Source organism: Marinobacter sp. DS40M6, assembly GCF_028581595.1.
In the GTDB taxonomy this organism is placed as follows: Bacteria; Pseudomonadota; Gammaproteobacteria; order Pseudomonadales; family Oleiphilaceae; genus Marinobacter; species Marinobacter salarius.
The window spans coordinates 584,138-596,836 of record NZ_JAFCAE010000002.1; the positions used below are offsets into that span (position 1 = coordinate 584,138).

General features: G+C 58.1%; 13 protein-coding genes. 1 reads left to right on the plus strand and 12 read right to left on the minus strand.

Annotation, left to right across the window (positions count from 1 at the left end; genetic code table 11):
- Positions 1-58: 58 nt before the first annotated feature.
- From JJO78_RS06745 to JJO78_RS06780, 8 genes are all read right to left on the minus strand, one after another.
- A complete protein-coding gene (locus JJO78_RS06745) occupies positions 59-1,039 on the minus strand; it encodes a TAXI family TRAP transporter solute-binding subunit (RefSeq protein ID WP_036204049.1) in 981 nt (326 codons plus the stop codon).
- Between the two features lie 241 nt (positions 1,040-1,280).
- On the minus strand, positions 1,281-2,270 hold the full coding sequence (locus JJO78_RS06750) for an ornithine cyclodeaminase family protein (protein WP_075196000.1): 990 nt from the start codon (positions 2,268-2,270) through the stop codon (positions 1,281-1,283).
- Between the two features lie 100 nt (positions 2,271-2,370).
- Positions 2,371-2,796: a secondary thiamine-phosphate synthase enzyme YjbQ gene (locus JJO78_RS06755; protein WP_075196001.1), complete on the minus strand. Its 426-nt coding sequence runs from the start codon at positions 2,794-2,796 to the stop codon at positions 2,371-2,373.
- Between the two features lie 14 nt (positions 2,797-2,810).
- A complete protein-coding gene (locus tag JJO78_RS06760; RefSeq protein ID WP_036204041.1) occupies positions 2,811-3,878 on the minus strand; it encodes a succinylglutamate desuccinylase/aspartoacylase family protein in 1,068 nt (355 codons plus the stop codon).
- 1 nt (position 3,879) lies between these two features.
- Positions 3,880-4,785, minus strand: coding sequence for a 30S ribosomal protein S6--L-glutamate ligase (rimK, locus tag JJO78_RS06765; protein WP_036204038.1), 906 nt, complete (start codon positions 4,783-4,785; stop codon positions 3,880-3,882).
- Positions 4,782-5,267, minus strand: a complete 486-nt coding sequence (locus JJO78_RS06770; RefSeq protein WP_087148985.1) for an ATP-dependent zinc protease family protein — start codon at positions 5,265-5,267, stop codon at positions 4,782-4,784. Before JJO78_RS06770 ends, rimK begins: the two co-directional genes overlap by 4 nt.
- Positions 5,260-6,120 carry a mechanosensitive ion channel family protein gene (locus JJO78_RS06775; RefSeq protein WP_041336562.1) on the minus strand — a complete coding sequence of 287 codons (861 nt, stop codon included), beginning with the start codon at positions 6,118-6,120 and terminating at the stop codon, positions 5,260-5,262. Before JJO78_RS06775 ends, JJO78_RS06770 begins: the two co-directional genes overlap by 8 nt.
- A gap of 75 nt (positions 6,121-6,195) precedes the next feature.
- Entirely contained in the window at positions 6,196-7,014 is an 819-nt protein-coding gene (locus JJO78_RS06780; protein WP_036204032.1) for a hypothetical protein, read from the minus strand.
- A gap of 106 nt (positions 7,015-7,120) precedes the next feature.
- Here JJO78_RS06780 and phrB point away from each other — a divergent pair, with 106 nt between their 5' ends.
- On the plus strand, positions 7,121-8,521 hold the full coding sequence (gene phrB, locus JJO78_RS06785) for a deoxyribodipyrimidine photo-lyase (protein WP_075196002.1): 1,401 nt from the start codon (positions 7,121-7,123) through the stop codon (positions 8,519-8,521).
- Between the two features lie 139 nt (positions 8,522-8,660).
- On the opposite strand, the gene JJO78_RS06790 is transcribed toward phrB, so the two are convergent.
- Genes JJO78_RS06790 through hemA form a run of 4 tightly spaced genes read right to left on the minus strand, consistent with a single transcriptional unit; the run spans position 8,661 to position 12,621 of the window.
- Positions 8,661-9,419: a HesA/MoeB/ThiF family protein gene (locus JJO78_RS06790; protein ID WP_151981631.1), complete on the minus strand. Its 759-nt coding sequence runs from the start codon at positions 9,417-9,419 to the stop codon at positions 8,661-8,663.
- The gene (gene prmC / locus JJO78_RS06795; RefSeq protein WP_151981633.1) at positions 9,406-10,257 is read right to left on the minus strand and encodes a peptide chain release factor N(5)-glutamine methyltransferase; all 852 of its coding nucleotides are present in this window, start codon (positions 10,255-10,257) and stop codon (positions 9,406-9,408) included. Before prmC ends, JJO78_RS06790 begins: the two co-directional genes overlap by 14 nt.
- Positions 10,250-11,335 carry a peptide chain release factor 1 gene (gene prfA / locus JJO78_RS06800; protein ID WP_075196005.1) on the minus strand — a complete coding sequence of 362 codons (1,086 nt, stop codon included), beginning with the start codon at positions 11,333-11,335 and terminating at the stop codon, positions 10,250-10,252. The genes prmC and prfA overlap by 8 nt, the downstream gene beginning before the upstream one ends.
- Complete coding sequence (gene hemA, locus JJO78_RS06805; RefSeq protein WP_007155284.1) at positions 11,332-12,621, minus strand: glutamyl-tRNA reductase; 1,290 nt, start codon at positions 12,619-12,621, stop codon at positions 11,332-11,334. The genes prfA and hemA overlap by 4 nt, the downstream gene beginning before the upstream one ends.
- Positions 12,622-12,699 lie beyond the last annotated feature (78 nt).

Sequence of the window (12,699 nt, forward strand, 5' to 3'; positions counted from 1 at the left end):
CGGTTCGCCGGCTTTGCTCAGGAGGGCCACCACCGCGACCCTCCTGAGCACACGATGGTTACTGATTGATCTTGCTGTCTTCGATCGTGTAGCCGTTTTCGTTGAACCAACGAGCTGCGCCAGGATGCCAGGGCAAGACGTTGTTCTTCGTGTAGTTTTCCGGAATGGAGTTTTTGGCGGCCTTGTGGATGGACACCATCTTGTCGTTGTTCTCCATGGTCAGCTTGGTAATTTCATACACAAAGCTCTCCGGCATGTCGCAGTTGACCATGGCGAAGTTCCACATGGAGACCACGCGGGACGGCTCATTCAGGGACTGGTAGGTGCTGGCTGGAATGGTGAATTCCGATACCGGGAAATTCGCAGTCACCTTCTTGGCCTCTTCATCCGTCATGCCGATGATGGTCACATCGGTCTGCACTTCCAACTGGCTGACGGCCGGGATAGGAATACCGGCGGCAAAGGCCACCACGTCAATCAGACCATCCTGCAACTGCCCGCCCAAGTCAGACCAGCTACCGTTGCGGCGTTCAAAATTGACGCCCAGGGTTTCCATGATGCGGGGGAAATAGGTGTCGGATGTGGAGCCGGCCGGCCCGAATCCGATGGTGGCGCCATCGGGAATATCAGAGATAGACGTAATGCCGGAACTGGAAAGTGCGGTGACGGAAAACGGCGTTTCATACATGGGAAACATCGCGCACACATTGTCCATTTTCATGCCCGGTGCCAGTGGGCTGTTACCGTCGATGGACTCCTGCGCCGGCCCCATGGTGGTCAGCCCGAACTTCAGATCGCCAGTATGAACCAGCGCCATATTCTGCATCGGACCACCGGTAATTTCAGCACCACCGGATACGCCCAGGTTCTCGGCGACAAAGTTTGCCCATCCGGACCCATACGCAAAGTAGGTTCCCCCCTGACTTGCGGTACCGACCGTGAAGTTATCCGGCCAATCAGACCGGTCCTGAGCAATGGCGGGACTGGTGGCGGCAAACGTTGAGACAAATGCCATGGCAAAGACGGATTGGGTTTTCATAGAGAATGCTCCCGTTTCGTTGTGTTTGTTGGGTGCTAGAACGGAGCCCAGCAGGTTCCGGTTGGACACTTACAGCAACGAACAACAGCAACTAGCAGGCCAGATACGGCAACTAATTGATCTTACAAATATTTCATTAATAAAGCCGGGGCAGATCAAGCAGTAGCGGGTAACATTCCACCCATTTCCAGGAAGGTAATGGGTGGAGATCCACCCATATTGCACGACAAAAACCGTGTGATCAGGCTTTACCCTGTTTACTGGAACTCGAGTAGTTCTCCCAAACCAGGATCGCCGCAGCCAGATCTTCCAGCGAAACACCCACGGATTTGAACAGGGTAATGGCATCATCACCGTTGCGGCCAGCATGGGTACCACTTGCCAGTTCAGACAACTCCGCCTGAATCTTGTCCATGGCAAAAACGCCATCGTTCACAGCAAAGTGCAGATCTCCCGCTTCGCCTCTAGCGCCGGCATAAGAGTCAACAAAGACATCAGAACGAGCAACGCATTCGCTGTCGGTCTCCCGCATATTCTTTCGGAATGCCCCAACCAGATCCAGATGCGTTCCGGGTTTCAACCATTCACCCTGAATCATGGGCTGGGTTGAGAGCGTCGCCGCACTGACGATGTCCGCCTCTGGAACCACCGAGGCCAGGTTGTCGGTAGCGGTAACGGACTCAAATGCCGCCTGCCCTTTACGGTAACCCGAGTACGACCGGGCCAGATCCTCAGCTTTGCTCAGGTTGCGACCATACACCACGACCCGGCGAATCGGCCGCACCGACGCATGGGCTTCAATCAACATTGGCGCCAGCTTGCCAGTGCCCACGACAACCAGGGTCTCGGCATCTTCGCGGGCCAGGTAGCGGGCTGCCAGGGCGGAGGCCGCGGCAGTGCGCCGACGGGTCAGCTCACTACCATCAATACAGGCCAGGGGCTGGCCCGTGGCGCCATCGCTCAGCAGGTAAACGCCGCTGATCGCGGGCATGCCGCGATTCGCATTCTGGGGGAAAACGTTCACCATCTTCACCCCAAGATAGCCCGGCTGTTTACCCTGATCTTCCCACGCCGGCATCAGCAGCATCGTAGCCTCCCCGTCCTGACGCTCAACGGCATGATGGTGGCGAGGTGGTGTTACGATGCCGCCAGCGAAAGCACGTTCCAACTGGTCGACGAGCGCATTCCAGGGCAGGTTTTCGGCGACGATTTCAGGGTCGAGTATTTGCATACTTTGAGCTCCCGTTCAGGGTGCCTACAGAGAAAGGCGCCCGTGATGCATGGTTTACAAGGGCGAACACCCAGCCACTTTCTTATGTGACAGCAAGCGGTTACCACCGTCCCTGCAAAGTTGCTACGACCCGTCTACCGCCGGCCCGGTCCCGGTGTTCGCACAGATAGATCCCCTGCCAGGTGCCCAGGGCAAGGTGTCCTTCGTTCACGGGAATGGTCAGTGAGGGGCCGACCAGAACACTTTTTATATGAGCCGGCATGTCGTCCGGGCCTTCCATGGTGTGCTCATAGTGGGGCGCATTCTCGGGCACCATCACATTGAAATGGCGCTCCAGATCGCCGCGCACGTCCGGGTCGGCGTTCTCGTTAATGGCCAGGGAGGCCGACGTGTGTTGGATAAACAGGTGTAAAAGCCCCACCTGACAGTTCTGCAGGGCCGGCGCCTGGGCCAGGATTTCATTGGTTACCAGGTGAAAGCCCCTGGGTTGGGGCTTCAGTTCGATAAAGGTCTGATCCCAGATCATGTCCAACCTCGTTTCTATTTCTGCCGGTCGTCCCAGGGATGGACGGGCACCACGTCGTCGCCCACATCTCCTTCATAGCTGCTGCGGAAATAGTCCATTGCCTTCTCCGCCTCGCTGAGTTCGTCAAATCGGGCAATGTGGTAGATCGCCTCGCCCTCGTTTACCAGCGGCAGGTTATTCACACAAATAACAATGCCGGAACAGGGTGATGTCACTGCGGTTTCCGACTCGCCGAACGGGTCGGCTACCATGGCCAGTCTCTGACCTTTACGGACTTTCTGGCCAAGACTGGCAACCGGGCGCATGATGCCATCGGTGTCCGTTCGCACCCACTGCGAGTTTGCCGCCGTTTCCGAGCGTTTCCTCGGGGCCTTGGGGCCTTTCTTGGCGGGAATCATCTCCAGTTCCCGCATCACCCGGATGACCCCTTTCACGCCGCTGGAAATCACCACATCGTCAAATCGCAGGGCCTCCCCGCCCTCGAAGGTGACCACCGGAATATCCTGGGAATCAGCGTAGGCGCGAAGGCTGCCCTCCCGCAGGCTGGCGTTGATGATAATGGGCGCACCAAAGGCCTCAGCCATACGGATGGTTTCCGGGTTTTTGAGCTCCGCGCGAATCTGCGGCAAATTGAACCGGTGTATGGCGCCCGTATGCAGGTCAATAATGTGGGAGACATTCTCCATGATCTGCGTGCGCAACAGGTAGGCAATGCGACCACCGAGGGAGCCGGTTTCGCTGCCCGGGAAGCAACGGTTCAAATCCCGGCGGTCCGGAAGGTAACGGGTGCGCTGGACAAACCCGAAAATATTCACGATGGGAACCGCCACTAACGTCCCCCGCAAATGCCGCAGGGCGGAGTTGGTCAGCACCCTGCGCACAATCTCGACACCGTTGATTTCATCCCCGTGTATCGCTCCGCAAACCATCAGTACCGGCCCGCTTCGACGCCCATGAACCACTTCAACGGGAATATGCAGTGGCGTGTGGGTATATAGTTTGGCAACCGGAATCTCAACAGTCTGTCGAGTGCCGGCCTTGACCTCGTGACCGGCGATAACAAACGGCGCCCGAGCAGCCATATCAGCCTCTCCCCTTGGTGCGGGTTTTCCAGGGCTTCTGGTTTTTCTCGGTCCAGTTGATGATCATGCCGGCCACGTTCTTGCTGGTGGCATTTTCAATACCTTCCAGGCCCGGTGAGGAGTTCACTTCCATAACCAGGGGCCCGCGGCTGGAACGCAGCAGATCCACACCGGCCACGTTCAGGCCCATGGATTTTGCAGCCGTGATCGCCGTTTTGCGCTCTTCGGGGGTGATCCTCACCAGAGAGGCAGTACCGCCCCGGTGCAGGTTGGAACGGAACTCTCCTTCCCCACCCTGACGTTTCATCGCCGCAATCACCTTGTCACCAATCACGAAACAGCGGATATCGGCGCCACCGGCTTCCTTGATGAATTCCTGCACGAGAATGTCCGCTTTCAGGCCCATGAAAGCCTCAATGACACTTTCCGCCGCTTTGCGGGTTTCGGCCAGCACCACGCCAATGCCCTGGGTGCCCTGCAGCAGTTTAATAACGACGGGAGCACCGCCCACCATCTGCAGCAGTTCCGGCACGTTGTCCGGCTTGTTGGCGAAGCCGGTCACCGGCATGCCAACGCCCTTTCGGGCCAGCAACTGCAATGAACGCAGCTTGTCCCGAGAGCGGGTAATGGCCACGGACTCATTGACGGGGAAAACGCCCATCATCTCGAACTGCCGCAACACGGCCGTCCCGTAGAAGGTCACCGACGCGCCAATACGGGGGATCACCACATCGAAATCTTCCAGGACTTCCTCGTGGTAGTGAATGCGAGGGTCCGCGGACGTGATGTTCATGGAGCAGTGCAGGCAATCGATCACCTTCACTTCGTGGCCCCGATTGATCCCTTCCTCCACCAGACGACGAGTTGAGTAGAGATGACGGTTACGCGACAGAATCGCAATTTTCATGTTTTCGTCCTTAGGGCCGGCTCGCCGGCAAGATAGGAACATTCAGGAAGAACAATGGCGCGCCTGGCCATTGCCGTTCGACCAAGCAGCATACGGAAACGCATGGAGTCACGATTGGTCAATGTCATTTCGATGGGCCACTCGATGTTGCCGAGCACCAACCGGGTTTCGATCACCAGGCGCAGTTCTTTATGACCACCGGAGTCCGAGACGTTGCGCTCATCCAGAACCGCCGCATCGCACTCCACCACGTGATGTAGATCGTTCTGAACCGGGTGCACCCAAAAGCGGACCCGGCGCTGACCGCTCTCTGTGTAGGGTTCGGTACGGAAGGTATGCAGACAAGAGGTGCGGGCACCGGTATCCACTTTCGCCTTGATCCGGGAAATGTCGAACTCCGGCAGGGCAACCCACTCGCGCCAGCCCAATGCCAGCTTTCCGTCTGTGTCCGGCACCGGGCCGGCTTTCGAGGCATCATCCATTCTGGTCGGCATCCGGGCCTCCCTTGTTGGTTGTGGTTTCCGGCCGAAGCAGCTCCACCCGGAAGGGCTCGGAATGGCTTCCGGCATAAATGCTCGTATGAGGGAAGGGTATTTCAACGCCCTCCTCATCAAGCGTTTTCTTGATGGCCACCATCATCTGGCTACGACCCTCCAACACTTTGTTGCTGGGCACCCAGAACGAGAACTGCAGGTCCACTGAGGATGGACCAAACCCGGTGACCAGTACAAATGCCTTCGGCTCTTCCAGACTCGCACTGTTCTGTCTCGCGAGCTCAAGAAGCAGTTTTTCAACCCGCTCCACATCCTCGGCGTAGGCAATGCCCACCGTCAGATCCATACGACGGATGGGAAAGCGTGAGCGGTTGACCACGCGGGTCTTGATCAGGGTTTCATTGGGAATACGCACATACAGGTTGTCCGGCGTGCGCAACTTCACACTTAGCATATCAATGGAAACCACCTCGCCAATGGTGTTCTCCACTTCAATAAAGTTACCTATTTCAAATGGCTTCTCCACCAGCAGGAACAGACCGCTGATCATATTGGAGGCGGACGTCTGGGAGGCGAAACCAATAGCAACCGTCAGTATACCGGCGGCACCGAGCACCACGTCGAGAGAGAAGCCGGCTTCACGCAAGGCGGCGACGAAGAATATGGCCAGCACGATGTAGAAAACCAGCCGCCTCAACATCACCGTGTGGTGCCGTGACGCACGGTCCTCCATGAAGCGGGTAACTCCACGGGCCGCAAATGAAGCCAGCACAATGCCAAGAATCAACAGGAACAGGGTGCTGATCCACTTGCCCCAGGCAATGGCACCAAAAAACTGCATCAGGCTGCTTTCAAACTGCTCAATCAAGGAGGTAACTCCGTTTACGGATTCGATGTCGACAATTGGCCGATGATATCAGCCAAATATACGGTCGTAGGCTCGTACCAACCCGCCACGGGAGGTTTGTTCCCGCGCCGGCGAAATAAGCTCGCACTGCCCGGCAGCAGCAATAAGCGACTGGTCAATCTTCAGGCGTGCTGAGTTCATATCGGTTTCGCAGGTCACCGTCACACGCGGTGTCCATAGCTGCCCCTTGTCATTGCGATGAAGGGACAGCAACGGGGTGGGCAGATTGAACCGCTCCAGCAACAGCGGTTCCTGTCGTTCATTGACGATCCGCACCGGGGTAATCGCCCGCCAGGGACGTTTGGGCACAGCTTCGAGCACCAGGCGCGCAAACGTGGCGGCGGAGTAGCACAGCTCGCCTTCCATGGTGGTTCTTCCCACCCAGGTCAACGACGGATCTGCCAGCGGCAGTTCCATCAGGTGCGTGCCTTTGCTTCCAGCCTGGATTCGCATCCACAGGAGGGTGCCCACGTAAATGGTGCACTCACTCTCGGCGGGGATGGTCAGCGGCTGATAGGGACGTATCACCGTAGCAAGGCTGGACATCGCTGGCAGGTAGCAAACCTGACTGCCATCATCCGGCCGTACGAACCGATGAACCTCCAGATCCGCATCGGGTAGCGTGTGGGTTACCCTTTGCTGCCAACGCTCCTGATTGTCGTCTTCGGGCATACGCTGGTAGCGGATCAGCCATTCCTGATCCAGCAGGGTTATCCAGATTCGGGTGTGGCTGAGTTCGTGGTATTGCGTCTGCCCGGGTTCCAATGTGTAAGGCGTTGCCCAGTGGCCATCCTGCATCGTTCGCTGTGTGTCCAGACTCGTCGTCATTCCGGCCCTTTGTCCATAAATTCTTCCATTAACTATAATCCAATCAGCACGTTCCAGCGAATATCCATCCGTAACTGTCGATCCGCCATCAAACTCAGGAAGCTCAATGACTCAGCTCGTATGGTTCCGAAACGACCTGCGCGTTGCCGACAACGCTGCCCTTACGGCAGCCTGCAAGCAACAGCAACCGGTGCAGGCCTGTTTTATCGTAACCCCGGCTCAGTGGCAGGAGCATGATTGGTCTCCGGCGCGGGTTCAATTTGTGCTGGACCACGCCAATGCGCTGTCGGAAGAACTGGCGAAATTAGGCATACCCCTATCATTCATGACCGCAACCACGTTCGCCGAGAGCGTTGAAAAACTGGAAAAATTCTGCCGGCGCGAGAGTATCCGGCATGTGCATTTCAATGAGGAATACGGAGTTAACGAAAGGCGCCGCGACAAGGCCGTAAAACACACCCTTGATGATATTGGCGTGGCGGTGAATAAATACCGGGACCAGACGGTAGCGCCTGTTGGCACCATCCTTACTCAACAGGGTGAGCCCTATTCCGTGTTCACCCCGTTTTCCCGTCGGTGGCGAAGCTGGGTTGATGAGGCGCAGCCAACCCTCTTTCCCGTTCCCAAGCCCGTCGGCGAGCCTGTTAAGCCTCTTTATTATGTAGGCCTGCCAAAATGCTTCGATAATCCACCACCCCGGCTTGTTGAAACGGGCGAGGACGCCGCCCACCAGCAACTGGAACAGTTCCTCGACGACCACGGCGGGGACTATAAGGATCTGCGCGACCTGCCATCCGTAGATGGTACCAGCCTGCTCTCCCCTTACCTGGCCAACGGGGTGCTTTCCGGCAAACAGTGCCTGATTGCCGCCCGCCAGCAGCAAGGTATGGGAGGCAACCAGGAAGGCCTGGCCACCTGGACCAATGAAATTGCCTGGCGGGATTTCTACATCAATATCCTTTACCACTACCCCAGGATTAGTATGCACCGGGCGTTCAAACCGGAGACCGAGGCCCTGCAATGGAATACACCCGGCGAGAACTTCGAAGCCTGGAAATCGGGCAACACCGGCATCCCCATTGTCGACGCCGCCATGCGCCAGCTGAACCAGACCGGCTGGATGCACAACCGGCTGCGTATGATCACGGCGATGTTTCTCACCAAAAACCTGTTCATCGACTGGCGACTGGGTGAGGCCTATTTCATGTCAAAACTGGTGGACGGCTTCCTGGCCTCCAATAACGGCGGCTGGCAGTGGAGCGCCTCCACCGGCACCGATGCGGCGCCGTATTTTCGGGTATTCAATCCGGCCACTCAGAGTGAGCGGTTTGATCCGGATGGCGAATTCATCCGCAAATACGTTCCCGAGATCGCAAAGCTGGACAATAAACGGATTCACCAACCCTGGGCCGGTGGTGTGATTCCCGGTGGGTATCCACGACCTATCGTTGACCTGAAAGAAAGCAGGAAAGAGGCAATTTCAAAGTTTCAGGCTCTGAAAAATTAAGGCGCTGGCTTCGGCGTCGGGAGGAAACGGCCGGCTGGGGGGAGGTTCTGCCCAAACACGCTGTGAATACGTCCGTGTACGCTCGGCTCCGCCATCCATGGCTCCGCACGGTTTGGGCAGAACCTCCCCCCACCCGGCCTTATGCTGACTCTCTGCTTTTGCAGACAGGACAACCTGGATCTCTGGCGAGTTTCATTTCCCGCCATTCCATTTGCCAGGCATCCAGAATGAGCAGACGGCCTATCAACGGTTTGCCCACGCCGGTGATGACTTTTACGGCTTCCATGGCTTGGGAAGCGCCTATCATACCAACGAGGGGGCCGATAACACCGGCTTCTGAACAGGTGAGGTCTTCGTTGCCCTGCTCCGGGTAAAGGCAGTGATAGCAGGGGCTGCTGTCGTCGCGAACGTCATAAACCGACAACTGCCCTTCCCCGCGGATGGCGGCACCAGACACCAGCGGGACGCCGGCAGACACGCAGGCTCGGTTGAGGGCAAAACGGGTATTGAAGTTGTCGGTGCAGTCAACGACCAGGCTGGCAGACTCTACCTGATGAGCCAGTTCGTCCCCTTCCAGTCGTTCGGTCAATGCCGTTACTGACACTTCCGGGTTGATGCGCCGCACACGATCAGCCAATTGCCCAGCTTTGGACTGTCCGAGATCAGACTGCTCGAACGCGATCTGACGCTGTAGGTTGGCGACTTCTACACTGTCGTCGTCGACCAGAGTGAGGTGCCCAATCCCGGCGGCCCCGAGGTAGAGCGCTACTGGGCAACCCAAACCGCCAGCACCGACCACCAGCACTCTTGCGGACTTGAGCTTGGCCTGGCCTGCGATATCAAACCGTGGCATCAGGATCTGGCGACTGTAGCGCAGCAGTTCCTCATCGTTCAGCATCTTGTTTTCTCCCAAGGGTGAAGCGGTCACGCCGGCCGTAGTCCTGGCGGGTTTCCACACAGGTCAATTCCGCATCGGTAAAAAGCTGCCGCACAGCCGCTCCCTGTTCATAGCCGTGTTCCAGTATCAACCAGCCCCCAAGCGAGAGCCAAGCGGGGGCTTCGGCGGTTATCCGCCGGATATCGTCAAGGCCGTCATCGCCGGCCACCAGGGCCGACGCCGGCTCGAAGCGCACATCGCCCTCTCCCAGGTGGACATCATTCCCTGAGATGTACGGTGGATTGGAAACGATGAGATCAAAAGCAACTGATGGTAAATCCTCGAACCAGTTGCTTTGTCGCACCGTCACCGGCAGGCCCAACTGGTCGGCGTTGTCGGTCGCCAGGTCTACTGCTTCCCGGACGGCGTCGCAGGCGGAAACCCGCCAGCCGGGTTGCTCGCTGGCCAAAGCCAGTGCGATGGCACCCGTGCCGGTACCAAGATCCAGCACATTGGCATTTCTCGGTAAATCCAGCGCCAGCGCTGCCTCCACCAGGCATTCAGTATCCGGGCGGGGAATCAGTGTGGATGGATTGACCTTCAGCGGGAGTGACCAGAATTCCTGTTCACCCAGCAGGTGTGCAATCGGGTGGCCTTCACAGCGTCGTTCCACAAGGGTTCTGAAGCGGTCGACCAGGGCCACGTCCACCTCACGCTCGGGCCAGGCCCGGAAAGTGGTTCGGGACCAACCCGTCACATAACCCAGTAGTAGCTCAGCATCGAGGCGCGGAGAATCACCGCCAATAAGCCCGGCAGCTTCTGTCAGCAACGCCTCACAGGCCAGGGGTTTGTCAATCATCAGCCAGGGAGGCCAACAGATCGGCCTGGTGTTCCTGCTGCAAAGGCATGATGACGGCATCAAGATCACCGGAGATAACCTCATCCAGCTTGTACAGCGTCAGGTTGATGCGGTGGTCGGTCACCCGCCCCTGGGGGAAGTTATAGGTGCGGATTCGCTCTGAGCGATCGCCACTGCCCACCAGGCTCTTGCGGGTGGCCGCCATGGTTTTCTGCTGGCGTTCAATTTCCTCATTCTGGAGGCGCGATGCCAGGAAACTCATCGCTTTGGCCCGATTCTTGTGCTGGGAACGTTCTTCCTGACACTCCACAACAATGCCCGTGGGAATATGGGTAATACGAATCGCCGAATCAGTCTTGTTGACGTGCTGACCGCCGGCGCCAGAAGCTCGGAAGGTATCCACCCGCAGGTCGGACTTGTTGATTTCAACGGCCTCGGTTTCATCCGCCTCCGGCATCACCGCTACCGTGCAGGCGGAGGTGTGAATTCGGCCCTGGGATTCGGTCTCCGGCACCCGCTGTACCCGGTGGGCACCGGATTCAAACTTCAGTGCCCCATAGACCGCACTACCAGCAATGCGGGCAATGATTTCCTTGTAACCGCCGTGCTCACCATCGTTGGCGCTGATAACCTCAACCTGCCAGCGCTGGCGTTCGGCATAACGCATGTACATCTTGAACAGGTCACCGGCGAAAATCGCCGCCTCATCGCCCCCGGTGCCGGCACGAACCTCCAGGAATACGTTCTTGCCATCGTTGGGGTCCTTGGGCAGCATCAGGCGCTGGAGCTCTTCGTCCAGTTCCTCGCTCTTCTGTTCCGCCAGGCCCAACTCCTCTTCCGCCATGGCTCGCATGTCGGCGTCACCGTCGCGGGCCAGTTCAGTGGCTTCCTTAACATCGTCACGGGATTTCTGCCATGCCTGGAAGCAGTAAACGATGGGTTCAATCTCGGCAAATTCCCGGGACAGGTCGCGGAATTTATCCTGGTTGGCAATAGTACCCTGATCGCTCAGCAACGCGCTGACTTCCTCGAAGCGGTCAACAAGCTGCTCGAGGCGGGACTGAATCGATGACTTCATAGTTTTTCCGGGGTGATGGGCGCGTCGGCATCCAGCACATCAAGCTGATGCAGCTCTCTGAGCCATTGAGTGACTTCGGTTCTGCCCTCCGTGGTGGCCTTGCGGACCTGGATGGACGGCTCGTGCAGTAATTTGTTGGTCAACCCCCGGGCCATGCTTCGCATCACGGTTTCGGGGTCTGCGCCATTACGCAGGGCGCGAATGGCCTTTTCGGTCTCCCCGTCTCTCAGGGCTTCGGCCCGCTGACGGAACTGCTTGAGGGTGGAGACAGCATCCAGGGCCCGTAGCTGGCTCAAGAACTGCTGTACGCCATCAGCAACCATGTTCTCGGCTTCCCGCGCGGCGCCCTCTCGGGAACGAACGTTCTCCTCGATAACCTGCCGCAAGTCGTCAACGGTGTAGAGATAGACATCAGCCAGGGAACCCACCTCGGGTTCGATATCCCTGGGAACGGCGATATCCACCATGAAATAGGGGCGATGCTTGCGCTTTTTAAGCGCACGCTCCACGGCGCCCTTGCCAAGGATAGGCAACGGGCTGGCAGTGGAGGAAATGATGATGTCCACGTTTGCCAGGTGTTCTGGAATGTCGGAGAGCATAATGCCCTGCCCGCCACGGGAGTCCGCCAGCGCCTGGGCACGTTCCAGGGTACGATTGGCGACCAGGAAGTTTTTCACGCCAGCGTCGGCCAGATGCCTCGCGACCAGCTCAATGGTTTTGCCGGCGCCAATCAGCAAGGCTCGATTGCGGGACATATCCGCGAAGATGTGGTGCGCCATGCTGACCGCAGCGTAGGCCACCGACACCGGGTTTTCGCCAATAGCAGTCTGCGTGCGCACCCGCTTGGCGACGGAGAACGTATGTTCGAACAGACGGGACAGGAACGCACCGCTCGCCTCATGCTCGCGAGCGAGGGCATAGGCGTCCTTGAGCTGGCCGAGAATTTGCGGCTCTCCAAGCACCATGGAGTCCAGCCCCGACGCAACCCGCATGATGTGGCGCACGGCGTCTGAGTCCCGATGTACGTAGAGCACGTCTTCCAGGTCTGCCGCCTCCATGTCATGAAACCCCGCCAACCACCGCAATACCGCCGGGGCACAGTCGTCATCTCCGGCCAGATACAGTTCGGTGCGGTTGCAGGTAGACAGGATCGCCGCCTCGCTGGCGCCGGAAGTGGCACGCAGTTCGGCAAACGCCTCGGCCATACGCTCGGGCGTGAACGCGACGCGCTCACGCAACTCTACCGGTGCGGTGCGATGATTGATTCCGAGGGTGACCAGTGCCATATCGGGGTTAGACTGCCTTATCTTTGACGACGGTTCGATACCGCCATTTTAACGATCGGGAGCCAGTGTCGCCACCCA

What these genes read in the sequence shown, in the direction of transcription:
- JJO78_RS06750 (WP_075196000.1), bottom strand. Translation starts at nt 2,270, where the DNA reads ATGCAAATACTCGACCCTGAAATCGTCGCCGAAAACCTGCCCTGGAAT.
- JJO78_RS06780 (WP_036204032.1), bottom strand. Translation starts at nt 7,014, where the DNA reads ATGACGACGAGTCTGGACACACAGCGAACGATGCAGGATGGCCACTGG.
- phrB (WP_075196002.1), top strand. Translation starts at nt 7,121, where the DNA reads ATGACTCAGCTCGTATGGTTCCGAAACGACCTGCGCGTTGCCGACAAC.
- JJO78_RS06760 (WP_036204041.1), bottom strand. Translation starts at nt 3,878, where the DNA reads ATGGCTGCTCGGGCGCCGTTTGTTATCGCCGGTCACGAGGTCAAGGCC.
- JJO78_RS06755 (WP_075196001.1), bottom strand. Translation starts at nt 2,796, where the DNA reads ATGATCTGGGATCAGACCTTTATCGAACTGAAGCCCCAACCCAGGGGC.
- prmC (WP_151981633.1), bottom strand. Translation starts at nt 10,257, where the DNA reads ATGATTGACAAACCCCTGGCCTGTGAGGCGTTGCTGACAGAAGCTGCC.
- JJO78_RS06770 (WP_087148985.1), bottom strand. Translation starts at nt 5,267, where the DNA reads ATGGATGATGCCTCGAAAGCCGGCCCGGTGCCGGACACAGACGGAAAG.
- rimK (WP_036204038.1), bottom strand. Translation starts at nt 4,785, where the DNA reads ATGAAAATTGCGATTCTGTCGCGTAACCGTCATCTCTACTCAACTCGT.
- prfA (WP_075196005.1), bottom strand. Translation starts at nt 11,335, where the DNA reads ATGAAGTCATCGATTCAGTCCCGCCTCGAGCAGCTTGTTGACCGCTTC.
- JJO78_RS06775 (WP_041336562.1), bottom strand. Translation starts at nt 6,120, where the DNA reads ATGCAGTTTTTTGGTGCCATTGCCTGGGGCAAGTGGATCAGCACCCTG.
- JJO78_RS06745 (WP_036204049.1), bottom strand. Translation starts at nt 1,039, where the DNA reads ATGAAAACCCAATCCGTCTTTGCCATGGCATTTGTCTCAACGTTTGCC.
- JJO78_RS06790 (WP_151981631.1), bottom strand. Translation starts at nt 9,419, where the DNA reads ATGCTGAACGATGAGGAACTGCTGCGCTACAGTCGCCAGATCCTGATG.
- hemA (WP_007155284.1), bottom strand. Translation starts at nt 12,621, where the DNA reads ATGGCACTGGTCACCCTCGGAATCAATCATCGCACCGCACCGGTAGAG.